The 24,361-nt window shown below is 39.9% G+C and carries 21 protein-coding genes, 1 tRNA gene and 1 pseudogene; 17 read left to right on the forward strand and 6 right to left on the reverse strand.

The genetic code is table 11. The features are described from left to right. Positions 1-160 precede the first annotated feature (160 nt). Both hxpB and C9J48_RS18965 read left to right on the forward strand, forming a co-directional pair. A complete protein-coding gene (gene hxpB, locus C9J48_RS18960; RefSeq protein ID WP_006232281.1) occupies positions 161-814 on the forward strand; it encodes a hexitol phosphatase HxpB in 654 nt (217 codons plus the stop codon). Positions 815-1,188: 374 nt separating this feature from the next. Beyond that, positions 1,189-1,392, forward strand: coding sequence for a CPXCG motif-containing cysteine-rich protein (locus tag C9J48_RS18965; protein WP_006232282.1), 204 nt, complete (start codon positions 1,189-1,191; stop codon positions 1,390-1,392). An 86-nt stretch (positions 1,393-1,478) separates the two neighbouring features. Here the strand turns inward: C9J48_RS18965 and C9J48_RS18970 are convergent, their stop codons facing one another. The 3 genes from C9J48_RS18970 to C9J48_RS18980 all read right to left on the reverse strand — a co-directional run bounded on the left by C9J48_RS18970 (position 1,479) and on the right by C9J48_RS18980 (position 4,460). Then, on the reverse strand, positions 1,479-2,099 hold the full coding sequence (locus C9J48_RS18970; RefSeq protein ID WP_006232283.1) for a riboflavin synthase: 621 nt from the start codon (positions 2,097-2,099) through the stop codon (positions 1,479-1,481). 158 nt (positions 2,100-2,257) lie between these two features. Beyond that, positions 2,258-3,694 (reverse strand): ATP-binding protein, encoded by a 1,437-nt coding sequence (locus C9J48_RS18975; RefSeq protein ID WP_006232284.1) that lies wholly within the window; start codon positions 3,692-3,694, stop codon positions 2,258-2,260. Next, complete coding sequence (locus C9J48_RS18980; RefSeq protein WP_006232285.1) at positions 3,687-4,460, reverse strand: response regulator; 774 nt, start codon at positions 4,458-4,460, stop codon at positions 3,687-3,689. Before C9J48_RS18980 ends, C9J48_RS18975 begins: the two co-directional genes overlap by 8 nt. Positions 4,461-4,657: 197 nt before the next feature. Between C9J48_RS18980 and C9J48_RS18985 the strand changes: the two genes are divergently transcribed. From C9J48_RS18985 to C9J48_RS19010, 6 genes and pseudogenes are all read left to right on the forward strand, one after another. Beyond that, positions 4,658-4,927, forward strand: coding sequence for a hypothetical protein (locus tag C9J48_RS18985; RefSeq protein WP_006232286.1), 270 nt, complete (start codon positions 4,658-4,660; stop codon positions 4,925-4,927). Between the two features lie 45 nt (positions 4,928-4,972). Continuing rightward, on the forward strand, positions 4,973-5,179 hold the full coding sequence (locus tag C9J48_RS18990; protein ID WP_006232287.1) for an SHOCT domain-containing protein: 207 nt from the start codon (positions 4,973-4,975) through the stop codon (positions 5,177-5,179). A gap of 323 nt (positions 5,180-5,502) precedes the next feature. Beyond that, entirely contained in the window at positions 5,503-6,873 is a 1,371-nt protein-coding gene (locus tag C9J48_RS18995; protein WP_006232288.1) for an MATE family efflux transporter, read from the forward strand. 472 nt (positions 6,874-7,345) lie between these two features. Next, on the forward strand, positions 7,346-9,025 hold the full coding sequence (locus C9J48_RS19000) for a chitinase (RefSeq protein WP_006232289.1): 1,680 nt from the start codon (positions 7,346-7,348) through the stop codon (positions 9,023-9,025). A 129-nt stretch (positions 9,026-9,154) separates the two neighbouring features. Next, positions 9,155-9,357: pseudogene (locus tag C9J48_RS28290) on the forward strand (hypothetical protein); the annotation flags it as partial. A 513-nt stretch (positions 9,358-9,870) separates the two neighbouring features. Continuing rightward, complete coding sequence (locus C9J48_RS19010) at positions 9,871-12,171, forward strand: cytochrome c peroxidase (protein ID WP_006232290.1); 2,301 nt, start codon at positions 9,871-9,873, stop codon at positions 12,169-12,171. 295 nt (positions 12,172-12,466) lie between these two features. On the opposite strand, the gene C9J48_RS19015 is transcribed toward C9J48_RS19010, so the two are convergent. Then, positions 12,467-12,557 (reverse strand) — tRNA-Ser (locus tag C9J48_RS19015). Positions 12,558-12,748: 191 nt separating this feature from the next. On the opposite strand from C9J48_RS19015, the gene C9J48_RS19020 reads away from it, so the two are divergent. The 7 genes from C9J48_RS19020 (at position 12,749) to C9J48_RS19050 (ending at position 20,173) form a co-directional block, all read left to right on the forward strand. Next, a complete protein-coding gene (locus tag C9J48_RS19020; RefSeq protein ID WP_006232291.1) occupies positions 12,749-13,678 on the forward strand; it encodes an SPOR domain-containing protein in 930 nt (309 codons plus the stop codon). A 666-nt stretch (positions 13,679-14,344) separates the two neighbouring features. Further along, complete coding sequence (locus tag C9J48_RS19025) at positions 14,345-15,373, forward strand: amino acid ABC transporter substrate-binding protein (RefSeq protein WP_006232292.1); 1,029 nt, start codon at positions 14,345-14,347, stop codon at positions 15,371-15,373. 85 nt (positions 15,374-15,458) lie between these two features. Beyond that, on the forward strand, positions 15,459-16,670 hold the full coding sequence (locus C9J48_RS19030; RefSeq protein WP_006232293.1) for an amino acid ABC transporter permease: 1,212 nt from the start codon (positions 15,459-15,461) through the stop codon (positions 16,668-16,670). A 4-nt stretch (positions 16,671-16,674) separates the two neighbouring features. Next, complete coding sequence (locus tag C9J48_RS19035) at positions 16,675-17,772, forward strand: amino acid ABC transporter permease (protein ID WP_006232294.1); 1,098 nt, start codon at positions 16,675-16,677, stop codon at positions 17,770-17,772. A 101-nt stretch (positions 17,773-17,873) separates the two neighbouring features. Continuing rightward, positions 17,874-18,611 (forward strand): amino acid ABC transporter ATP-binding protein, encoded by a 738-nt coding sequence (locus C9J48_RS19040; RefSeq protein ID WP_036803807.1) that lies wholly within the window; start codon positions 17,874-17,876, stop codon positions 18,609-18,611. Between the two features lie 414 nt (positions 18,612-19,025). Further along, a complete protein-coding gene (locus C9J48_RS19045) occupies positions 19,026-19,691 on the forward strand; it encodes a Bax inhibitor-1/YccA family protein (protein ID WP_006232296.1) in 666 nt (221 codons plus the stop codon). Positions 19,692-19,843: 152 nt separating this feature from the next. Next, the gene (locus C9J48_RS19050; RefSeq protein WP_107242184.1) at positions 19,844-20,173 is read left to right on the forward strand and encodes a TusE/DsrC/DsvC family sulfur relay protein; all 330 of its coding nucleotides are present in this window, start codon (positions 19,844-19,846) and stop codon (positions 20,171-20,173) included. A gap of 127 nt (positions 20,174-20,300) precedes the next feature. Here C9J48_RS19050 and yccX read toward each other — a convergent pair whose 3' ends face one another. Beyond that, complete coding sequence (yccX, locus tag C9J48_RS19055) at positions 20,301-20,573, reverse strand: acylphosphatase (RefSeq protein ID WP_006232299.1); 273 nt, start codon at positions 20,571-20,573, stop codon at positions 20,301-20,303. A 94-nt stretch (positions 20,574-20,667) separates the two neighbouring features. Between yccX and C9J48_RS19060 the strand changes: the two genes are divergently transcribed. Continuing rightward, positions 20,668-22,068, forward strand: a complete 1,401-nt coding sequence (locus C9J48_RS19060; protein WP_006232300.1) for a methyl-accepting chemotaxis protein — start codon at positions 20,668-20,670, stop codon at positions 22,066-22,068. A gap of 112 nt (positions 22,069-22,180) precedes the next feature. Then, on the forward strand, positions 22,181-23,374 hold the full coding sequence (locus C9J48_RS19065) for a class I SAM-dependent methyltransferase (RefSeq protein ID WP_006232301.1): 1,194 nt from the start codon (positions 22,181-22,183) through the stop codon (positions 23,372-23,374). Positions 23,375-23,438: 64 nt separating this feature from the next. Here C9J48_RS19065 and C9J48_RS19070 read toward each other — a convergent pair whose 3' ends face one another. Beyond that, positions 23,439-24,197: a sulfite exporter TauE/SafE family protein gene (locus tag C9J48_RS19070; RefSeq protein WP_006232302.1), complete on the reverse strand. Its 759-nt coding sequence runs from the start codon at positions 24,195-24,197 to the stop codon at positions 23,439-23,441. Positions 24,198-24,361 lie beyond the last annotated feature (164 nt).

Here is a 24,361-nt window from a genome sequence, read left to right on the forward strand (position 1 = left end):
ATAAAGCAGAATCGAAAACATTAGCCCGATAAACGAGCTAATGTTTTTTTTGCGCAAAATACAGTAATCTCAACAGTCGTTATGTGTAATGCCCATCTTGATAAGTAGATCATCAAGTATTTATCAAGATTGTTATAAACCTTATAGGTATGAAAAAGTCATGTTAAAAGCAGCAGTATTTGATATGGATGGACTACTCGTCGATTCAGAACCGTTTTGGCAACAAGCGCAAGTCGAAATATTCTCATCTATCGGCGTTACCATTGAACAAAAAGATACATTGCAAACGATGGGTTTACGCATTGATCAAGTCGTCGATTTTTGGTTCAAAAAACAACCATGGCAAGGTCCTAATTGTGCAGAAATAACCGCTTTAATCGTTTCTCGCGTTCAAGATTTAGTAAAAGAACATAAGCCAGTGCTACCCGGTGTATTTGAAGCCATTGCAACCTGTAAAGCAATGGGACTAAAGGTTGCCCTAGCCTCTTCATCACCATTAGGTTTAATTGAAGCGACGTTAGAAGCATTAGAGCTAGAAAATGAATTTGAAGCTGTGTTATCTGCTGAACATCTTCGTTATGGTAAACCCCACCCAGAAGTGTACATCAACGCTGCAGATGCATTGGGCGTAGAGCCACAAGCATGCGTCGCCTTTGAAGATTCAGTCAATGGTTTACTGTCAGCCAAAGCGGCACAAATGAAAGGGATAGCGGTACCTGAAGCGGAATATGCCAATGATGCTCGCTGGGCGATTGCAGATAGAAAACTTTCATCGCTTCACGAAGTAAATCAGCAATTATTAAGTAGTCTATAAACAAAAAACAATTCAATTGTTGGTGTTACAAAGGGCTAAACCGAGTTTCATCAACAATTCTTACTGTTCAATTATATAAATGTTTCATTTTTGGCGTTTTATAAAATAACTTAAAAGTTATAAATCACTTCATATCCATCAAAAAAAGACAATACTGAGAACCTTCACTTAATAATTATTCAGTTCTTCTTATCAATTCAAAGTTTGTAGTTAATTTTCAGCAAAAACCAATGCTAAACGCTAGGATTTAGTTATACCAGTAAATCACCTGACACATTTATTAAGAATGATTCTTACGTCAGGAGCATCAAGTGGTGACGCTGGTTCTGTGAATTTTTGTATCTGTAGAGATGCATCATACCAAGGAGTATCAAATGACGAATTATTCAGAGCAGAGTGTCTCTTGCCCGCATTGTGGACATATTATCAAGATAACTCTTGATACGAGTGGTGGTAGCCAAGAATTCTACGATGACTGCCCGTCGTGCTGTCATGCGGTGCATTTAAACATGCAAATTGATGAAGTTCATAAAACCATCAATTTATTTATTGATGCTGATGATGAACAAATTTTTTAGTCTTCGTCATAGACAAAAGTGAGTCTAAGCCTATATGAGAATTCAATATATAACCACTCAATAGGCTTAACTTAATAATAAATTTATTACTGTGTGTTACTCGATTGATTCATAAGTACTCGCTCGACGGTGTCAACAATCGCTTGAGTTTGTGGATCAATTTCAATGTTAACTACATCACCTATTTTACGGATACCAAAAAGTGTTCTTTCCAGTGTTTCAGGGATCAGATGCACGCAGAATAGATTGTCCTTAACCTCACCGATAGTTAATGAACAACCATCAATACCAATATACCCTTTTGTTAATACATACTTCATCGACGACATTGGCATCGTAAACCAGATTGTACAATTGTTAGCGGTAGTAATAACATCAGAAATGGTCGAACATAGATTGATGTGGCCCGACATAGAATGCCCGCCAATTTCATCACCAAATTTTGCTGCACGTTCAATATTGACGTTATCGCCTTCTACTAACAAGCCGAGATTAGTCACTTTTAAAGTTTCTTGCATTAAATCAAAAGAAACGAAGTCGCCTTCTACTTTGGTAGCCGTTAAACAACAACCGTTATGTGCAACGGATGCACCAAGCGTTAATCCTTTTCGCAGCTCTTGCGGCATTTCTAACACATGTGTCTGAAAATTTTCTTTTTTTAATATTTTAACAACACGTACCGTACCTTGAACAATTCCTGTAAACATCTGTATCCCCGACTATTATTTTAATATCAGTTGGTTAGTCATCGCATTATATATCCAAACGCACAAAAATGTAGGATTCAAAACCATTCGACTCCCACCATTTCTGTTTGCACCTTTGCTATATACACCGCTTCTATATATAGAGGTTGCACCGAAGCTTATTTAGATTGTGGACGATGATATAGTGGCAATCGTATCTCAGCGCAAAGGCCACCTTCACTGCGATTTCGTAAAATTAACGAGCCGCCATGGGTTTGAATAATCGAGCGGCTAATAGATAAGCCCAATCCCACACTTGATGAACTAGTATCTCTGGCTTTCTCTAATCGTACAAAAGGTTTAAAAACGTCCTCTAATGCACTTTCATCAATACCTGTACCACGATCGCAAACCTGGACAACAGTGTGCTGTTCATCATTAAAGCAGTTTAATTCAATCAGAGATGTATTCTCAGACTGCTGTCCATAACACAAACTATTGTTCAGTAAATTTTCAATCACTCGCCTAAAGGCAATAGGCGACAATCGACATATAATTTTATTAGCAGCAATAAAGTGTATGATATCGCCTCGGTCTTGATAATCATCGGTAATTGTTTGCAATAAACTGGTTAGCTCAACGGTTTGACTTGGCTCTTGTTGGGCATCGTCTCGCGCAAAGTTCATTGTCGCTTCAATCATCGACTCCATATTAGTCAGTGTCTTTAATAATTGTTTTTGATCCTCATTGTGCTCAATAAATTCTAGTCGTAAGCGCATGCTGGTAATGGGGGTACGTAAATCGTGAGAAATAGCAGCAAGCATCTTTGTTCTATCATCAACAAACTGCGATAGTTGTGTTTGCATCTGATTAAATGCCTTAATTGTCGGTAAGATCTCTTCTGGCCCTGAAAGTTCAAGCGGGGTAAAGTCTCGTTCTTGCCCCAATTTTTGGGCGGCAACAGCCAGCTTTTTAACCGGAAGTAACGATCGTTTAACCACCCAATACATCGCAATCATCGTAAATAATGCCACTAAAATTAACCCAGTAATTGCGGACCAAGACCAGCGTAATGCCTGCTGATCAATCGCAGAACTAAAATTTAGCCAATAATTATTGGATAACTTTACCGAGCCAATCAGCTGCGTTTTATATTCAACCGCCGATTGTTGCATCATAGGCATGTGTTTCATCGACATATGCATATGCCGCATCATCTTGGTCATGCCTGCTCGTTGTTCGTTATGATGTTGCGAGGTAACAGATTGGATCTTCACTTGATGAGGAAGGGGCTCAGAGAAAGACTGTGTCAATTGTGAAGATAAATCTGCTCGTTGGTTTCCAGTCACAACCGCAGTCCTATCAAGCGACAAAGTTAAACCTGAGCTTTGACTGGCTGCCAATATTTCATCATGCAGCCCTACAGGCGTGCGATCAATCACATTAACCAAGGCTGCAACACGTTCTAAGGTACTATTACTTGTGGTTAAATTAAGCATCTGAACGCGTTCGTTCGTAAAAATTTGAAGGGCAATCAATAACTCAAATACCAAACCGAGTACCATAATGATACAAATTTTACCAATAAGGCTAGAAGGTAAAATACGTTTAATCATGTTTTACCTCGCACACCATTTGATAACCCCCACCCCAAATAGTTTTGATTAATTCAGGCTTTTTATGATCGATTTCTAACTTCTTCCGTAACCGGCTAATAATAGTATCAATAGAGCGATCATATACATCAGTCTCTCGCCCTTTGGCCAAATCCAATAACTGTTCTCGGCTTAATACTTTTCTTGGGTGCTCAACAAATACTTTCAATAAAGTAAATTCTGCACTCGTTAATGAAACCGCAATACCATCGTTGTCTGTTAACTCACGCTGACCAATATCAAAACACCAACGATTAAAACGATAAACATGGCTTTCTTTATCTTGCACCTCTTCAACAGAATCCGCTTTTGACTTAAGTACTGACTTACCTTCAGGAATCGCATTAAAACGACGAATAACAGCTTTTATGCGGGCTAATAATTCGCGAGGATTAAACGGCTTAGGCAAATAATCATCCGCGCCCATTTCGAGGCCAATGATTTTATCAACCTCCTCGCCCATAGCTGTCAGCATTATGACCGGTATATTAGAATGAACACGTAATTCACGGCATAAGGTTAATCCATCTTTTCCGGGCAGCATTAAATCCAGCACAATCAAATCAATGGTGTTGTCTCGAAGGCATTGCTCCATTTCATCCCCATCTGCGGCAACAGAAACCCGATAATTATGCTGGCTTAGAAAACGCTTTAACAAATCACGAATCTCACTATGGTCATCAACGATTAATAGATGAGGTAGTAAAGGTAAAGCGGAACTGTCCATGAAAACCCACAATATAAGACGAATGAATAATGACTATACGCCATTAACCTATTGAGTTCTTGTCAATGTATGTCAATGAGTTGAGTACAATTCAAACTGGCATAATTTGACATAAATGAATTCGTTTCTGACAAATCTGCGACAAACTTTTTTGTTTTAATAGCTAGGTCAAAACAAAAAACATTAAAGGTGATCAAATGAAACGTTCAATTTTATTAGCAGCAAGTCTAGTTATTCTTCCTTCGATTGCGATGGCTAACAGCGCTCATCATGAAACAGACCAAGATGGCACTCACATGACTGGAATGCATTCTGAAATGATGCACAACATGATGAAGAATCCCGAGCAGATGCAAGCCATGATGACCGAGATGCAATCAAACCCAGAGATGCAACAAATGATGAAGAAAATGGGGTGTCAGGGAAACATGACAACAATGATGAAAACCACCCCTGAACAACAATAACGCTGTCATTGAGTTCATTAATACATATTTACCCCAGGAGATACTATGCATACTATGCACACGATGACTATGATGCCATTTTCAATGATTTTCATGTGGATTCTTATGATTGCCTTTGTATACCTAATAATAAAGGCTATCAAGCAAGATAATAAATCGCCCTCTAGCTCTGCGATTGAAGTTGCAAAATGCCGCTTTGCTAACGGCGAAATTACGCGGGAAGAGCTAAAGGAAATAAAAAAAGAGCTGTAAATGATGATATTCACAGATGTCCTACCATCATGATGTAGGGCATCTAAAGCAACAGTAAATCGTTATCCCCTTACCAGCAGTATCATAGACTTCCCCATCATAGTTGCCATCAATACGCATCATCGTCATTCCCCCCAAAAAAACAAAAAACACACCGCATAAACTATTCGTAAAATATGCTAATGTATTGGCATATTAAACAACGTTGCTGAATTGTCGTCATTCACTAGCAATATTGATTGTCTCTTCTTATTGAATCGCTATAATCACCGCGCTTAACACTATACCTTTATTCTTTACTTCTGCTTTTAGGAGCATGCTCTGTGCATAATTACAGGCGTGAAACACGTCAACTTCTTACTCTAGCAATACCTGTTCTTATTGCATCTGTTGCCCAAACATCAATGGGATTCGTTGATACCGTTATGGCTGGTGGTGTCAGTGCTACCGATATGGCTGCCGTTTCTGTTGCTTCTAGTATCTGGTTACCTGCCATTCTTTTTGGTGTAGGGTTATTAATTGCCCTTGTACCAATCGTGGCGCAACTTAATGGTTCAGGCAAAAAAGATAAAATTCCTTTTGAAGTACAACATGGTTTTCTTCTTGCCTTGATCATGTCCATTCCCATTATGGCCATTTTATATAATGCCGGTATATTGATTGACTACATGGATGTCGAACCTATTTTGGCTGAAAAAACCATTGGTTATTTACATGCTGTTGTATATGCCGTGCCCGCTTTTCTACTATTCCAAACCCTAAGAAGTTTTGCAGAAGGGTTATCTTTAACTGTGCCCGGCATGGTTATCGGTTTTATAGGTCTAATGGCTAATATTCCGCTTAACTGGATTTTTGTTTATGGAAAATTCGGTTTCCCTGAAATGGGCGGTGTCGGTTGTGGGGTGGCTACAGCCATTGTTTATTGGTTAATGTTCTTCTCTATGTTGGTTTATGTATTAGTAAACAAGCGCCTTAAACGTGCTGGATTGTTTGAAATTTGGTACAAACCACAGCCTAAAGCAGTACTTCGATTGTTCAAGCTTGGTTTCCCTGTTGCCGCTTCAATGTTTTTTGAAGTGTCATTATTTGCGGTAATTGCTTTAATGATTTCACCATTGGGCTCAATTATTGTTGCCTCACACCAAGTCGCGATTAACTTTTCGTCGTTGATCTTCATGTTACCCATGAGTTTAGGTGTTGCATTAAGTATTCGTGTTGGTCACATGCTTGGTGAACAAGACTTAGTTGGCGCTAAAATAGCAAGCCATTGTGGTCTTATTGTTGGGTTAATTATGTCGTTAATGACCGCTATTTTAACCATTATTTACCGTGAAGAGATTGCTCTTCTCTACACCGATAATACCGATGTTATTGTACTTGCTGGCCAGCTTTTATTCTTAGCTGCTGTTTACCAATGTAGCGATGCGATTCAAGTTGTCGCTGCAGGAGCCTTACGTGGCTATAAAGATATGCGAGCAATCTTTATTCGTACATTCATCGCGTACTGGATACTAGGTTTACCTGTTGGTTATATTCTGGGTATGACAGACTGGATTGTAGAGCCGATGGGTCCGCATGGTTTCTGGATTGGTAATATTGTTGGTTTATCCGCTGCGGCGATTATGCTTGCCATGCGCCTACGTTGGATTCAGCGCCAAAGCGATGAATTCCAAATAGCAATGTCACTTAAATAAACGTCAAGATAGATAACAAATAAACCGCATATATTATCAGCTACAAAGTAGCTTCTGTATGCGGTTCTTTTTACCCTTTCAGTAAGAATATAAATGAGCTGGTGATTCAAAAAAAATGTTACCTTTGCTTTGCTATTCAGTGAATAAATGAAATCACTCGCACATATTAATATTGACAATATTCAATCTTGTAAATAAACCTACCTTTATTTCCAGCCTAAACAACCAAAAATTTCAAAACATAATATATTAAGCAAAACATTTAGAGTTAATCACCAATAGGGTGCGAACTTTCAGTTTAAAATGAAATTTCACCTCGGTGGTTCAAGTGCAAACAAGGTTATATATTGCAATAGCTATGCATTTGATAAAGAACGAAACTGAAGTCAACCCTAAGCAATAAACACTAATCGTTCATCGTGAATAGCACAATGAAACAAACAACATAAATGTTTATTAAAGGGATACTAATATGTTTAAATTCCGGCACTTAGCAATATTACTCAGTTGCCCCCTTGCCACCAGCAGCTTTGCTATGAGTATTCAGCCAGACCCCAATAACCCGGGTGGCTATGTTATACCTCGGTCTGATATTGAAGCTGCAGAGCAAGCTAAAACAACTGATCCAATGTATGACACCTGGGAAAAAGCACTTGAAACACTGCCTAATCAACAAGTTGAGACCATTTTACCAGGCTTAGCCTCTAATCCAAGTAACGTCATTCGAGCAGAGCGTGTATTTCCAAAAACAGAATGGAACTACCTAACGCAAATGGCTGCACCAGAATACACCTATACCCGCTTTCTTCGTGCAATAGGCAAATTCCCAGCGTTTTGTGGCGAATATACTGATGGTCGGGATTCCGACGCGATTTGTAAACGATCTATTATTACCTCTTTTGCCCATTTTGCTCAAGAAACAGGTGGCCATATTGCCGTCGACAATACTTGGGACAATCCGAAAGGTTTAGAAGAGTGGCAACAGGCATTGGTTCACGTTCGCGAGATGGGTTGGTCTGAAGGACAACCCGGCTATACAACTGGATGTGGTCAAGACGATTGGCAGAATAAACGCTGGCCATGTGCAGAAGGACAAGGCTATTTTGGACGTGGTGCCAAGCAGCTTTCATACCACTTTAACTATGGTGCTTTTTCTGAAGTCATGTTCGATGGTGATGCAACTGTCTTGCTTAACGACCCAGGACGAGTTGCAGATTCGTGGCTAAATTTGGCTTCTGCAACATGGTTCTTTCTAACCCCTCAATCGCCCAAACCTGCCATGCTGCACGTAATTGATCGTACATGGAAGCCATCTCAGCGAGAAACAGAGGCAGGAATTGGCTACGGTTTTGGTACTACTATTAATATCATTAATGGTGGTATTGAATGTGGTGAACAAAATAAAGATAAAGGGCAACCCGTTAATCGTATTCGCTACTGGGAAGGATTATCAGATTACTACCAAATACCTATCCAAGCAGATGAAAAAAATACGTGCTGGCAGCAAAAACCATACGGTAGCCTTAACCTAGATGGTGCGACCCATGTACTTTACACCAACTGGGATGGTGACTGGACGTATTACGCTGATCGCCCAGGTGGAGTCTCTTTTGAGTGTAAGCTGGTAGGTTATCAAACTGCCTATTCAGCTTTGATTAAAGCTGACTACGAAAAATGTGTCACTAATTTCTATGAGTCTCACGCTAATTGGCCAAGCGTCCGCGTGGTTGATCAATTAGATCCTGTAGACCCTCCAGTTGATCCTGAGCCGCCAATCGATCCAGAACCTCCTGTCGATGGCACCTACCCTGCGTGGAACGTAAACACTGTTTACATCGGTGGTGAGAAAGTGAGTTACAACGGTGCTTCTTATGAAGCGAAATGGTGGTCACAAGGTAATGAACCAATCAAAGGTAATCCGTGGAAACTCATTTCCAATACTCCCGTCAACCCAGAACCACAGATAGAGCCAGAGCCGCCCGTTGTTTCGTTACCACCAACAGGTTTCGTTCAATGGATTGCAGGGCAAACAACTGTGAATAACGGTGATAAAATAATGAATATCGGTAAGTGCTTTGTTGCCAAAAATAGCCCAGGCGTTTGGGAAAGCCCTACCAGTACAAATTGGTTCTGGGATGAAGTTTCATGTTAATAAAACGATGCACCGACTCTTAAATAGAAACCCTAACGTCTTTCTAGCAATAAGATAATCGTTAGGGTTTTCCATAAAGACTCTCGCTATACTTTTTTACCCGAACAAAAAAATCGAATTGCTCGCAAAAAGTCGGGCCAAGCTCCGAGCCAAACATTGTTAATACCCTTGACTGTCTAACGCTTGGTACAAGCTGCGGAACCATTGCCCCCACTAAACTCTATCCAAATTTTGGTGGGGTGATGACATGGTCTATCAATTGAGATGAACATGATGGCTATAATTTTTCAGGTCCTGTTGGTGACAAGCTAAAGGCAATGAACGGGAAATAGCAGCAATAGGAAATAACAACAACGAAAAAAATGATAAGAGATGTCAGTTTTTTTCTTAACTATAAATGCCCCCTGCCATAGATGGTAGAGAGCATTTTCTTCGAACACTCACTGCAAGCTAAATAATGTCCCTAAACATTTCTGATACCAATGCTATTAATAAGAATAAAGTTTCAACAACGAACTTATAAACAACATAATAAATAAGATTAGTGTCATATTTACAACACCTAATCTTTAACATGATAAAATCTCAAATCAAACAAATATATTCACACTAAGAAACAGCACTCAGCAATAATAATTAGGACATAATAAATATCACTTCCAATTTAACCTCTCACTTTAGAAACCAAAAAATCAAATATAAAAACAACATATTTTATATTTATAATAATATCGCAAAAATGATAAATAGTTTTTACATTTATCACTCATTATTAGTTGGCAAGGAATAAAACTTAATCATTGTTAATTGTGTTAGAAATAAAATTAAAACACTAGGAGCGCGTAATGAGTAATAGAACGAATAAAAGACGTTCACGGCTCGGTGCTGTGATAGCAGCTACAACTATATTTGGATTATCGACAGGGTATGTTTATTCAGTAGAACCAGTTGTTGTTGAACCTCCATCTATTGGTTCATTAAAAGGAATAGAACCAGCTGCGGTTCCAGGCATTGAAAAATATATCAAGAATAAAGATGCTGCTATTAAGCTAGGTAAAGCCCTATTCTGGGATATGCAAACAGGTAGCGAAGGTCAAAGCTGTGGTAGTTGTCACTTCAGTGCCGGTGCGGATCCTCGTGATAGAAACCAACTTAGCCCCGGTTTAAATCATACTGACCCAAGTAAAAGAGAAATATTCAACTCTACTAAGTCTGGCGGTAGCGGGGGACCGAATTACACCCTTACACTTGATGATTATCCATTCACCCAATTTGCTGACCCCAAAGATCGTAACTCTAACATTGTATTTGAAACCGATGACGTAACTTCTTCCCAGGGTATATTTGGGAGTAAGTTTAATGGATTAAACATCGTCAAGGAATATAACGACTTTACTGATGGTATTGAAAATTGCGATAAAGTAGAAGATATATTCCATGTTGCCAATGTAGGTAGTCGAAAAGTTGAACCACGTAATACACCGACTATGATTAACGCCATTTTTAATTTCAGAAACTTTTGGGATGGTCGCGCAAATAACGTGTTTAATGGTGTAGACCCATTTGGTCGTCGAAATGAAGACGCAAGAGTTGTTTATTATAACCAATTAACCCACAGTACCAGCCTTGAAGAAGTTAATCTAATTAACTCAAGTGCAGCATCACAGGCTGTTGGTCCCCCTTTAAGTGATTTCGAAATGTCTTGTGGCGGAAAGTCATTTAAACAACTTGGCCGTAAAATGCTAAAACTTAAGCCGCTCGCATTACAGGAAGTTGACCCTACCGATAGTGTGCTTGGTTCAACAGCTGTACTTGGTGGCAAAGGTTTAATGGTTGATTACCGTAAACTGATTATTGATGCCTTCCAAGACGGTTATTGGAAGAGCCCATATAAATCAACTGATGGCTATAACCAGTTTGAAATGAACTTTTCATTATTCTGGGGGCTAGCAATCCAGATGTATGAAAGTACATTGATTTCAGATGATTCTCGATTCGACCGCTTTATGGATGGTGATTCTTATGCATTAACCAGTGAAGAACAAGCAGGTATGGGCATCTTCCTAGGTAAAGGTAAGTGTGCAAACTGTCACAGCGGTCCTGAATTCTCGAAAGCTGCGACTCACCTTGTACCAGAAAACGAAGAAGATGGTTTAGTTGAACGTATGCTTATGGGCAACCAGCTTCCAGCTGCTTACGATAATGGATTCTACAACATTGGTGTTCGCCCATCTGAAGAAGACTTGGGAGTAGGTGCTGATGGACCATTTGGACACCCTCTATCCTTCACACGTCAAGCTCAGGTTGTAGCTGGTGGCGGTAATGCACCAGACGATTTTGAGGTAGATCCAGATACGTTCGAAGTTAACCCAGGCGTACCGCTCACAGCGTATGAACCTAACGCAGTAGATGGCGCATTTAAAGTACCTGGTCTGCGAAATGTAGAACTAACGGCACCTTATATGCACAATGGTGGTATGGCAACCCTAGAACAAGTTGTTGAGTTTTATAACCGAGGTGGTAATCGCCAAGGTACTGATACACATAATACATCAGGCTTTGGATCTCACGATTCTAACCTAGACCCTGATATTAATAGCTTAGAACTATCATACGAAGAGCAAGCCAACCTTGTTGCCTTCTTAAAATCACTAACAGATGACCGTGTTCGTTGGGAGGCTGCACCGTTTGATCGTCCACAGTTATTTGTACCAATCGGTCACCCTAATGATGAAAACTTTGCATCAAATCGTGGCGATGGTCTAGCAGTTGATGAGTGGTTAGAAATTCCGCGTGTGGGTGCACAAGGTCGAGCAGCTAAAAATCTACCAGCATTGGTTGGATTCTTAGATGCACCAGAAGACCTTTCACCTGATGCGGTAAACGACTATGCAACAACAAAGCGTTATAGAACAATCACCCTTCGAGTGCTTGATAATGACGTAGTTAATGGTGCAGCGCTTGATAAGCGATCTGTCGTAGTCACTAACCTACCACCATCAAGTAAAGCAACTATCACAGTCAGAAATGACGGTACAATTTCGTACTTCGCGAAAAGTAAAGGTACATTTAGCTTTAACTACACCGTTAATGATGCCAACGGTAATACTTCAAACGTAGCAACAGTCACTGTAACAGTGAACTAATTACCCTACAAAAAACTTGAAGTAACAAAACCCAGATCGAAAGATCTGGGTTTTCTTTTATATCGCACCTTCGGTACAGGCAATGTGCTTTTGCTTCGCTCAGGTGAACCCAATCTAGGATTCTGCATCCCTATCTTATTTGGTAAAACCCAGGCGTAAAAAAACCGCTAACAGAGTAGCGGCTTCTTTGAATGTGGCGGAGTGTTCTGGGTGAGGTGGATTTGGAACAAATCCCTCTAGCCACAATCCCTATATGCAAAAAGGGCGCTGATAAATCAGCGCCCTTTTCTAAATATGGCGGAGAGATAGGGATTTGAACCCTAGAAGGGCTATAAACCCTTGCCGGTTTTCAAGACCGGTGCTTTCGACCACTCAGCCATCTCTCCGTAGGCGGCAGATAATACGTATCTTCTTCTTTGCTGTAAACTCTTTTTATTAACTATTGGCTCGACTGCGCAAATTATATATAAAATGATGAATAAATCGTTATTTAGCTGAAATTTCACTTATTAATGACAACTTTTGTGTTTCTATATGTCCAATTATTGAATTTATTAATGTAAACACATAGACCGATATGCTTAGCAACATTAGCCGTTTTGCAGTTTACTGCTCATTATTTGCTTGCTTACCTTTTGTAAATCTAGCAAAAGCAAACTCGATACCTCCTTCAGGTAGTTCGTTATGCGCAGTTGAAATATCAACGACGAATAACGTGTGGAAACAACTTAACAATACTTGTGATATTGGTGCTGGGTTATGGGGAAAAATACCAAAATCAAACACTGGTAGTTTCTGGGTTCAATGTAACTACAGTAGCGCAATTCCAAACACAAATTTTTCGCGAAAAGTGAACCTCTTATTTCCGGACAATGCTTATTTAATAGAAGACACTGGTAAATATCGTTGTCTTATTGGTCCCTACTCGACGTACACCAAGGCTATGGGAGCAAAACAACAACTTGAAACCAAAAAAATAACAAGCACATTTATACGGCACACCACAAAAACAATATCTGGTTTAGCTAAATCACCTACATTAAAATCCGTATCAAAGTCCAAAAACACTCAAGTAACGCCAGCCAAAGAACCGAATAATCCCAAGCTAAACACGCTTGTTGAAAATCGAGTGGTACTTAACTCGATTATTTACTCTTTTACATTTAACGGATTACAGTATCACCAGCCCAAAGATATTTACTCGACTGAAAATATGCCACCAATGTTCATTAATGAACAAGATAACTATTGGTCGCGTATAAATATTAATAGTGCTCAAAAATGGTGTCGCAACTATGGATTACGGCTTCCTACGTATGATGAAATTGAACTGCTACAAAGCCATGGCAGGCACCTCTTAATGCGATATCGCTGGCCAACAGAGATCAGCTATTGGACTTCATCAGTCAACCCTATTACCAACGAAATAAAGACGTTAAATTTGCGAAGTGGTAAGTATGATGAATATCGCCCGCCCGCGCTTTTATATACAACGTGTGTTAAATAACAGCCTAAAAATAAACCATTACATTAACAACCCCATACTAGCCTCATTACTTATTCCGTGTTTTTTTGCTTTGTTATAGTGCAATTGCCACATAAACGAAGCAGAAAAACTCTTTCACCAATCATATATAAAAAACCACAATATGCATATATCCGAAAATTACAACATTGCGAAACGACCTTATCAATATTAATTCATTACAGTACTCTTCCAGTTTTATTATCAGGATAAAATCCAGTAGCCTTTTCTCCCTCCTAGAACAAATAAGATGACAAACAAAAAAATAGACATAAATCAATGAATAATATGCCAATATTACAATAAATATTTTCATCACAATAGTATCTCCATCTTTACCCCCCCTAATGTACCCCTACGTTTAACATTTCCTTCATTACAGATACGGCTATTAACCTCATTAAAAACCGGCTAAATCACGATGAGCATTCAATCAGTAATACGGCATAAAAATTCACACGACAATTTTAATCTGTAACTTGCTAATTATAAAGAATTAACGAAAACGTGATCAAAAACCGTCATAAGAATAGACGTTAATGATTATGTTTCTATACTTGTATTTGTTAACAAGCCATTTACATTTAAATGGTGAGAGATTCAAAACAAACACAACATGCGCTTTTACATTAAACAAGGACGACAATAATGGCTAAAAAATCATCAGTGCTATTTGCGGCAATAGCCACTACATCAGCACTTTTTGCGGTTAATGCATCTGCAGCGAATACAACCCTAGAAAAGGTAATGAAGCAAGGTTATGTCCAATGTGGTGTGAGTGCTGGCTTACCAGGCTTCTCAAATCCAAACTCTAAAGGGGAATGGGAAGGGCTTGATGTTGAATTCTGCCAGGCAATCGCAGCAGCAACTGTCGGTGATAAAACTAAAGTTAAATATATTCCATTAACAGCAAAAGAACGTTTTACTGCACTTCAATCAGGCGAGATTGATGTGTTATCTCGAAACACAACATGGACTCTACATCGTGATAGTGCTCTAGGCTTGAACTTTGCTGGTGTAAGTTATTATGACGGCCAAGGGTTTATGGTCAAAAAAGAACTAGGTGTCTCTAGTGCAAAAGAGCTAGATGGCGCAGCAGTATGTGTTCAATCAGGTACAACGACAGAACTTAACCTTGCCGATTATTTCCGTGTTAATGGCATGAAATATAGCCCAGTTGTATTTGATACGGCCCCTCAGACATCTAAAGGTTTTGACTCTGGCCGATGCGATGTATTAACCACAGACCAATCAGGGTTATATGCACTTCGTCTAAACCTTGCCGAACCTGCTTCTGCGGTTGTTCTTCCTGAAGTGATTTCTAAAGAACCACTAGGACCCGTTGTTCGACAAGGCGATGATCAATGGTTCAATATTGTTAAGTGGACATTAAGTGCAATGCTTAATGCTGAAGAATACGGCGTTACATCTGCAAATGTCGATAAAATGAAAGAATCAAAAGATCCAAATATTCGTCGTCTAATTGGTTTAGATGGTCCTAAAGGTAAAGGACTTGGCCTAAGTGATGATTGGGGATACCAAATCGTAAAACAAGTTGGCAACTATGGTGAAAGCTTCGAACGTACTGTTGGTACAGGTTCACCTCTTAAAATCGAACGTGGCTTAAATGCACTTTGGAAAGATGGCGGTATTCAATACGCAGCCCCTATTCGTTAATTTTAAATCAATCTACGTATTATGAAGCGGAGGCAGTGGCATTATTGCTGCCTCCCAACATCTCAATAGGAACTGAGGTTGTTGTATGGCTCCTAAAACAGCAAAAGCGTTAAATACATCGGATGTAGCAAGTCCACCTAAGAAACAAAACCTTTTTTATAACCCCACTTTTCGCGCCATTGTTTTCCAACTAATCGCGGTATTGGGGTTACTTTTCTTTTTTTACAACATCATAAATAACGCACTGGAAAATCTTGATGCACGTGGTATTGCAACAGGGTTTGGATTTCTCAACCAAGAAGCTGGTTTTGGTATTGGCTTAACACTGATCGATTACGATGAAACATATACTTATGGTCGTACCTTTTTTGTCGGCTTACTAAATACAGCGTTAGTGTCTGTTTTAGGTATTTTTTTAGCGACAATTATCGGCTTCACCGTCGGTATTGCACGTCTTTCTTCAAACTGGTTAATCAGTCGCTTTGCGGCGCTTTATATCGAAACATTCCGTAATATCCCCCTCTTATTACAAATTTTCTTCTGGTACTTTGCAGTACTTCAAGCACTGCCGTCACCACGTCAGAGCCTAAGCATTGGCGAGAGCCTTTTTATTAATGTGCGTGGGCTTTATCTTGCTGGCCCTGTATTTAATGAAGGTTCAGGTTGGATATTTGCAGCATTTGCTTTAGCGGTTGTGCTATCCATCATATATGCCATTCGATCACATAAAAAACAGCAAGACACAGGGGAGCAATCGCCAATATTACTCACAACCATAGGCATGGTAATTGGTTTACCACTTATTGCTTTTTTTGCAGCAGGTATGCCTATATCGGTTGAATATCCAGAGCTAAAAGGGTTTAACTTTCGTGGTGGTATCTCTATTTTACCGGAGTTAGCCGCTTTACTTGTCGCACTTAGCATCTATACCGCCTCTTTCATTGCTGAAATTGTGCGTTCAGGCATTAATGCCGTCAATCATGGACAAACAGAGGCATCGCTTGCTTTAGGTTTACCACGAAGTAAAACGTTACGCTTGGTCGTTATTCCTCAAGCGATGCGAATCATTATTCCACCTCTTACTAGCCAATATTTAAACCTTACCAAAAACTCTTCATTAGCGATGGCTATCGGTTATCCCGATCTTGTGTCTGTTTTTGCTGGCACAACATTGAATCAAACAGGTCAAGCTATTGAAATTATTGCTATGACTATGGGGGTTTACCTAAGTTTAAGCTTAATTACGTCATTCTTTATGAATATGTATAACAAGAAAGTCGCTTTGGTGGAGAGGTAATATAATGAGTCATCATAATTTTCAGCCTGACTTACCACCACCAGCAAATACTGTCGGTATTATTGGATGGGCTCGTCAGCACTTATTTTCATCAATAACAAATTCTATCATGACCATTTTCCTTGCTTATTTTGCAATAACGGGATTATGGGCCGTTATCCAATGGGCGTTTATAAACGCTGATTGGGTTGGTGATACGCGTGATGCATGTTCTAGTGATGGAGCATGTTGGGTATTTATTAATGTCCGTTTTGACCAATTCATGTTCGGATTCTACCCTGCCGATCAACTTTGGCGACCAAAGCTGTTTTATTTCACGCTAGCAATTTTCATTTCATTGCTTGTGATAGAAAAAACACCGGGTAGAAAATGGATTTGGTTATTCTTTGTTAATGTTTACCCTTTCTTTGCTGCCTTCTTGTTATACGGCGGTGTATTTGGCTTAGAAGTTGTTGATACCCACTTATGGGGTGGTTTGCTTGTCACACTGGTTATTGCGATTGTAGGCATTGTTGTTTCACTGCCTATTGGAGTAGCACTCGCTCTTGGGCGCCGTTCTGAAATGCCAATAATACGTAGTATATGTACCGTTTATATCGAGATATGGCGTGGTGTCCCCCTTATTACCGTATTATTCATGGCTTCTGTACTACTGCCATTATTTTTAACCTCAGAAATGGAAATGGATAAGCTTTTTCGGGCATTAATCGGTGTGGTGTTATTTAGCGCCGCCTATATGGCAGAAGTTATACGTGGTGGGTTGCAAGCCATACCTAGAGGTCAATACGAAGCGGCAGATGCTCTGGGGCTCTCTTATTGGAAGAGTATGTACCTGATTGTATTACCGCAAGCCTTAAAGATTACCATCCCTTCAATTGTGAACACCTTTATTGGTCTATTTAAAGACACCAGCCTTGTATTGATCATCGGTATGTTCGATGTGTTAGGTATTGGCCAAGCCGCCAATAGCGACCCCGACTGGTTAGGCTTTGCGACAGAAAGCTATATTTTTGTCGCTCTCGTTTTTTGGGTTTTCTGTTTCAGTATGTCTCGTTACAGTATCTTTTTAGAAAATAAATTGCACACGGGTCATAAACGATAAGCAAGGATAGCACTATGACAAGCAGTACGTTGATTGCAAGTAGTAACCTTTCTGGTGGTGAAGCCACTTTGGACGAAACAACAAAGTCGGATCAATCTATTATGACCGATACAATGATTCAACTATCTAGCGTTAATAAATGGTATGGGCAATTTCACGTACTAAAAGACATCAATCTAACCGTTAATAAAGGTGAAAAAATCGTTATTTGTGGTCCTTCTGGCTCAGGAAAATCAACCTTGATTCGCTGCATTAACCGCCTAGAAGAACACCAGAAGGGTCAGGTAGTTGTTGCAGGTAACGAACTAACCGATGATCTTAAAAATATCGAATTAGTACGTAAAGAAGTCGGTATGTGTTTTCAGCACTTCAACCTCTTCCCCCATCTTACCGTATTAGAGAATTGTACCCTTGCGCCTATTTGGGTGAAGAAAATGCCTCAGAAAGAAGCTGAAGCATTAGCGATGAATTACCTTGAGCGCGTTAAAATACCCGACCAAGCAGATAAGTATCCAGGGCAACTTTCTGGTGGGCAGCAGCAGCGTGTCGCGATTGCACGTTCGCTATGCATGAACCCGCAAATAATGCTCTTTGATGAGCCTACTTCAGCGCTAGACCCTGAAATGGTACGCGAGGTGTTAGATGTTATGGTTGAATTGGCTCATGAAGGTATGACCATGATATGCGTGACGCACGAAATGGGGTTTGCCCGTCAGGTTGCCGATCGCGTTATCTTTATGGACCTTGGTGAGATCATAGAAGAAAACAATCCTCACGATTTCTTTGACAACCCACAATCTGACCGTACGCAGTTATTCTTGAGCCAAATACTGCATTAAATGTAGTTGAATACAAAAACAGAAGCTTTATTCAGCTTCTGTTTTGCTGCATGATGTAATCTATCAATAGAGCAGAACATTAAATATAGAAAACTCTGTATCGCATTCGTTTCATTAAACCCTTTTGTACCACAAACAAAAGGGTTTATTCGCAATCACTCATTGAGTGTTACAATGTGCAAATTGAGGGTTATAACCTCATACGGATTTATACACGGATGACACTGAAACATTTATTTACATTTTTACCGTAAAAGATAATGAAATGTTAAGTATCATTCTACTCAAGAACTTAGATAGGATGTGTGCGTGAAGTAAATGGTTTTATTACAAGTTAATAGCTTGCAATTATGAACGTTTGCCCTCATATATGTCTTAACAAATATCAACATAACTAACCCTAAGGGGACACTTATGAACGATCGTATAGTTAATCGTACTGGATCTTACGATAGCGTACTTTCAACCAATAAGGTTTTAAGAAACACGTACTTCCTACTTTCTCTAACATTGCTTTGGTCTGCGGTTATCGCAGGTACCGCTATGGCAATGAACTTACCTTACCCAGGAATCATCATTACATTGGTTGGTTTCTACGGCCTAATGTTCTTAACTGAAAAGAATAAAGACAGTAGCCTAGGTATCGTATTCACATTCGCGTTAACAGGTTTCATGGGTTACACCCTAGGGCCGATTCTGAACATGTACGTTGGCGCTGGTATGGGACATGCAATTGTACCTGCTTTAGGCGGCACAGCCCTTACATTTATGGCTTGTTCTGCGTATGCACTAACAACTAAGCGTGATCTATCATTCTTGAATGGTATGTTAATGGCTGGTTTTGTTGCGATTATTGTTGCAGTTGTTGCAAATATCTTCCTACAAATGCCAATGCTTTCATTAGCAATCAGCGGTATGTTTGTTCTGTTCTCTTCAGCGGCGATTCTGCTTACTACGCAGTCAATCATCCGTGGTGGTGAAACAAACTACATCTCTGCAACCGTTACATTGTATGTATCTATCTACAACCTATTCCTAAGCTTGCTACAAATCTTAGGTATCATGGGTAACAACGATTAATCACTTCTTTAGTGAATCGTAAAATAGATAATAGAAAGCGTCCGAAATGGACGCTTTTTTATTGCCTGTAATTTGCATGATTTTTTCATTTCTACTTGCAGCACTGTGTTCGAATCACTATCCTTTCTGCGATCCGAATACCGAGGTACATCATGCTTGAACTTAATGGCAAACAAATAGAAACCGACGCTCAGGGTTACCTTAAGAACGTTGATGATTGGTCAAGAGATATTGTTCCCCTTCTCGCTCAAGATGAAGGCATTGAATTATCTGAGGCACATTGGGAAGTGATTCTCTTTGTAAGAGAATTTTATTTAGAATTTAACACTTCACCCGCTATTCGTATGCTTGTAAAAGCAATGGCGAAAAAATATGGTGAAGAAAAAGGTAGCTCTCGTTATCTTTATAAACTATTTATCAAAGGGCCTGCAAAGCAAGCAACAAAACTTGCTGGCTTACCAAAACCCGTAAAATGTATCTAACGCCTTTACAAGATACATAAGCAAAGACTACAAACAGGGCGCGATGTGATTTAACTAGCCCTGTTGTTTCTTTTATTTAACCCTCTTAATTCCACTCGTACTATTTATTTGCTCTATAAAAACCATGTTATTTGATTTCGAATCCATCAATATGTCGCCATTCAATGATTTCAGCGTCGATATTGTCAACCCTCGACGTTTTAGGTCCACTTTCTAGCCAAGTTAGCAGCTTATTCACGTTATCTTCATTTCCACACGCCAGCACCTCAACACTTCCATCAGGTAAGTTCATTGCATAACCACTCAAACCATCTTGTAAACCTTCATGAGCGGTATGAAACCTGAACCCAACCCCTTGAACGATTCCTTTAACGCTTGCCTTTATACAAATCTGTGACATATATCACCTCAAGAATTTTATAAACCAACCGATAACGACTTATAAAGTGAATTGTCATTAGACAGTAGCATTCTTCGTTAATCAGGACACCAATATGAAAGAAGTCGCATTTCGATGGATTGATAAGTACCTCATTCATTTAAAGATACAAGAAAAATTTTATCTTTTATTTCTTCTGCCTTTAATTGCCATTATTAGTGTTAGTGCCATTTTAGTCGATGCAGCTAATGAACAACGTATTGAAATCACGACAAACCAACTCAATACAGCAACAGCATTATTATCAAAATACAATGTTAGCCAATCAGATGCAGCCTCGCTACTTACTAATAGTGGATTAAAACTTGGAAATGGTGAAATTTCATCAACCGTTTCAAACATGAACTATGCAATATCAGCGATTGAGCCATCCAGTATCTATAACTATCTATCTACCACACAAATCAGCTTCACGATTCTACTGCTTGTTGTTGTACTAGCCTGTGTCTATTACATCATGACATTCATTGGCGGCGCGATGTTCACCATGAACAAAGCACTCGCTAATTTAGCTGATGGCGACTTAACACAACGAATGAACTTCTTTCAAGTACGCGACGAATTCAGCACCATTGCCATTACCATAGACCGCGTAGCTGATCGTGAACAAAAATTGGTTCAAGCCACGCAAGAAGCCACTGCTATGATGCAACAAATTAGTAGTGACCTGCGTCAACGTAGTCATCAAAGTGAAAACCTTTCAGTAAGTCAGCAACAGCATTTAGATTCATTAGCCAGCGCAACAGAGGAAATGGCGACATCAATCCGTGAAGTGGCTACTCACGCTCACCAAACATCGGATCAAACCCGTGAAGCGCAAGAAATGTCTGAGCTTGGACGAACACAAGTGGGAGAAACAAAGTCGGCTATTTCTACGCTTTCGAGTGAAATTAATGTAGCGGCAAGTGCTGTCTCTGAACTAGACAGTAACGCAACAAAGATAAACGACGTTGTCACAACAATTAATGGCATCTCTCAGCAGACCAACCTATTAGCATTAAACGCAGCGATTGAAGCGGCGCGTGCTGGTGAACAAGGTCGTGGCTTTGCTGTTGTTGCTGATGAAGTACGTACTCTTGCAGGACGCACACAAAGTGCAACCGTTGAAATTCAGCAAATGATTGAATCCTTACAGCAAAACAGCCAGCAATTAATGTCGGTAATGAATAGTACCGTTCAAAACGCTCAGCAAAGTGAGCAGTTAATGGATTCTGTCGATAATGAAATCAGTCAAATTACAGAACGTAATCAGCAGATATCGGATCGCAGTACTGAAATTGCCGCCGCCGCAGAGCAACAAGGAGCAGTGGCAGATAATATTGCCTCTAACGTTGAGCAAGTACGCGAGCAATCACGTCAGGTTTGTGATGTAATTTCTCAATCGAGTACTGAAATTGAGCGACTCAACCAACAAGCAGAAGTGCTTGAATCTTTGATGAGCGGTCTTAAAGCTTAATAAACTGTAACGGTTTAACTCAAGCCGCCTATTTTGGCGGCTTTTTCATTTGCTTTTAATGATTAGCAGCAACATAATACGCCCCCATTCGATTTCCTTAACTGGGCATGTCATGACTGCTTCTATTTATCTTGTTAAAGGCCGTGAAAAATCACTTCGTCGCCGCCACCCTTGGGTTTTCTCTCGCGGTATCGATCGCATTGAAGGAAATAAACCTTCAATGGGTGAAACTGTTGAAATTTACGACAACAAAGGCGAATGGTTAGCACGTGGTGCGTATTCTCCACAATCACAAATTCGTGTTCGTGTTTGGACATTCGATAAAAAAGAAGTAATCAACGTCGATTTCTTTGTTAAGCGCCTTAAAGCAGCACAAGCTTTACGTGATGTATTAGCAGCACGTGATGGTTTAACAGGCTACCGCTTAATTGCCGCTGAATCTGATGGTTTACCAGGTATCACCATTGACCGTTACCAAAACTTTTTGGTTTGTCAGCTACTAAGTGCTGGCGCTGAAGAGCAGAAAGATGCACTGGTTGAAGCATTAAATATTTGTTACCCAGAATGTAGCGTATACGAACGTTCTGATGTAGCCGTTCGTAAGAAAGAAGGTTTAAAGCAGCGTACTGGTGTTCTTTCAGGCGAAGAACCACCTAAGTTTGTGACTATCGAAGAAAACGGCATTAAAATCAATGTTGATATCGTCGGTGGACATAAAACAGGTTTCTACCTAGATCAACGCGATAGCCGCCAAGCAGCCGTTAAATATGTGAATGGTAAGCGTGTTCTTAACTGCTTCTGTTACACCGGTGGTTTCGGGCTTTACGCTCTTAAAGGCGGTGCAAGCCAAGTTATTAACGTTGATGTATCACAACCAGCACTGGATACAGCACGATTAAACGCAGAAGCGAACGGCTTACCTGTTGAAAATGCAGAATTTGTAAACGCTGATGTGTTCAAACTTCTGCGTGAATACCGTGAGCGTGGCGAATTCTTTGATGTTGTTATCATGGATCCACCTAAGTTTGCTGAGTCTAAATCACAGCTGGTAGGTGCATGTCGTGGTTATAAAGATATCAACATGCTGGCGATGCAAATTCTTAATCCAGGCGGTATGTTATTAACATATTCTTGTTCTGGTTTGATGGACAACGGTTTGTTCCAAAAAATCATTGCCGATGCAGCCCTTGATGCACACCGTGAAGTACAGTTTATTGAACGTTTTGGCCAAGCAGCTGATCACCCACTAGACAGTGCTTACCCTGAAGGTTTCTACCTGAAAGGTTTTGCTTGCTACGTTAAATAAAAACGAGCAAACCACAATTGCTACGCTAAACAACAAAGCCTGATTCTGTCAGGCTTTTTTGTTGCTAAAACATTAATGCCGCTATACAACCGCATAGAGTCATTATAAATAGGAACCATTTGAGAGTAGCGGGCTGTGCTTTAATCGCCATATTAACGGCAATATGAGCACCAAACATGGTGCCAAATGCTAAAATCAACCCAGGCACCCACATCACTAACCCTTCAGTAATGAATACCCCTAACGCAACAACAGTAAATACTAATGTACATAGCATTTTGAGTGCATTTGCTCTTACCAAGTCATATCGCAATGTACCAGCTAACGCTGCAATTAATACAAACCCCACGCCAGCTTGAATAAAACCACCATAAAAACCTGCAATACCTAACCCCCACCACGAGCTCGGAGTGTCCCTTACTTTATTAACTAACGTACCGGGCTCTGGGGCAATAAGAGAAGGCTTCACCAGCATCACTGCCGCCATAGTCAGCATTGTACCTAATAGCACGGGCTTTATGTATTCAGTTGGCATATACGCAGCAGCAGCAGCTCCGATTAAGCCACCGATAACAGAGGGAATAAGAATAGGGATTATATCGTCAGAATCCATCTTACCATGGCGTTTAAACCCTGATACAGCAGTCACAGCCTGCATAGCAACCCCTACCCGATTAGTGGCATTTGCCACTTCTGCAGGCATTCCCATGATCATTAGCGCTGGTAATGTTAAATTGGAACCGCCACCAGCCAGCGTATTAATAATACCAGCTAAAAAACCTGTGATGAGTAGCAGGCAAACATGTAAAAGCGTTATATCCATATAATGCTCATATTCCTATTTTAGACATTTGGTTATTAAGTAAGCTGAAAGTTACGCTAGCACAATAAATAAACAAAATTAGCTATAAATGATGTAAACCTGATATTTAGTACAAAATTTAATAGCATTGATATCAAAAGACACTATAAATTGATTACGGGTAC

Origin of the sequence: Photobacterium profundum (genome assembly GCF_003026285.1) — a bacterium.
Lineage (GTDB): Bacteria > Pseudomonadota > Gammaproteobacteria > Enterobacterales > Vibrionaceae > Photobacterium > Photobacterium profundum.

What these genes read in the sequence shown, in the direction of transcription:
- C9J48_RS19025 (WP_006232292.1), top strand. Translation starts at nt 14,345, where the DNA reads ATGGCTAAAAAATCATCAGTGCTATTTGCGGCAATAGCCACTACATCA.
- C9J48_RS19060 (WP_006232300.1), top strand. Translation starts at nt 20,668, where the DNA reads ATGAAAGAAGTCGCATTTCGATGGATTGATAAGTACCTCATTCATTTA.
- C9J48_RS18975 (WP_006232284.1), bottom strand. Translation starts at nt 3,694, where the DNA reads ATGATTAAACGTATTTTACCTTCTAGCCTTATTGGTAAAATTTGTATC.
- C9J48_RS19040 (WP_036803807.1), top strand. Translation starts at nt 17,874, where the DNA reads ATGACCGATACAATGATTCAACTATCTAGCGTTAATAAATGGTATGGG.
- C9J48_RS18980 (WP_006232285.1), bottom strand. Translation starts at nt 4,460, where the DNA reads ATGGACAGTTCCGCTTTACCTTTACTACCTCATCTATTAATCGTTGAT.
- C9J48_RS18970 (WP_006232283.1), bottom strand. Translation starts at nt 2,099, where the DNA reads ATGTTTACAGGAATTGTTCAAGGTACGGTACGTGTTGTTAAAATATTA.
- yccX (WP_006232299.1), bottom strand. Translation starts at nt 20,573, where the DNA reads ATGTCACAGATTTGTATAAAGGCAAGCGTTAAAGGAATCGTTCAAGGG.
- hxpB (WP_006232281.1), top strand. Translation starts at nt 161, where the DNA reads ATGTTAAAAGCAGCAGTATTTGATATGGATGGACTACTCGTCGATTCA.
- C9J48_RS19020 (WP_006232291.1), top strand. Translation starts at nt 12,749, where the DNA reads ATGCTTAGCAACATTAGCCGTTTTGCAGTTTACTGCTCATTATTTGCT.
- C9J48_RS18990 (WP_006232287.1), top strand. Translation starts at nt 4,973, where the DNA reads ATGCATACTATGCACACGATGACTATGATGCCATTTTCAATGATTTTC.
- C9J48_RS19000 (WP_006232289.1), top strand. Translation starts at nt 7,346, where the DNA reads ATGTTTAAATTCCGGCACTTAGCAATATTACTCAGTTGCCCCCTTGCC.
- C9J48_RS18985 (WP_006232286.1), top strand. Translation starts at nt 4,658, where the DNA reads ATGAAACGTTCAATTTTATTAGCAGCAAGTCTAGTTATTCTTCCTTCG.
- C9J48_RS19010 (WP_006232290.1), top strand. Translation starts at nt 9,871, where the DNA reads ATGAGTAATAGAACGAATAAAAGACGTTCACGGCTCGGTGCTGTGATA.
- C9J48_RS19030 (WP_006232293.1), top strand. Translation starts at nt 15,459, where the DNA reads ATGGCTCCTAAAACAGCAAAAGCGTTAAATACATCGGATGTAGCAAGT.
- C9J48_RS19070 (WP_006232302.1), bottom strand. Translation starts at nt 24,197, where the DNA reads ATGGATATAACGCTTTTACATGTTTGCCTGCTACTCATCACAGGTTTT.
- C9J48_RS19050 (WP_107242184.1), top strand. Translation starts at nt 19,844, where the DNA reads ATGCTTGAACTTAATGGCAAACAAATAGAAACCGACGCTCAGGGTTAC.
- C9J48_RS18965 (WP_006232282.1), top strand. Translation starts at nt 1,189, where the DNA reads ATGACGAATTATTCAGAGCAGAGTGTCTCTTGCCCGCATTGTGGACAT.
- C9J48_RS19035 (WP_006232294.1), top strand. Translation starts at nt 16,675, where the DNA reads ATGAGTCATCATAATTTTCAGCCTGACTTACCACCACCAGCAAATACT.
- C9J48_RS19065 (WP_006232301.1), top strand. Translation starts at nt 22,181, where the DNA reads ATGACTGCTTCTATTTATCTTGTTAAAGGCCGTGAAAAATCACTTCGT.
- C9J48_RS19045 (WP_006232296.1), top strand. Translation starts at nt 19,026, where the DNA reads ATGAACGATCGTATAGTTAATCGTACTGGATCTTACGATAGCGTACTT.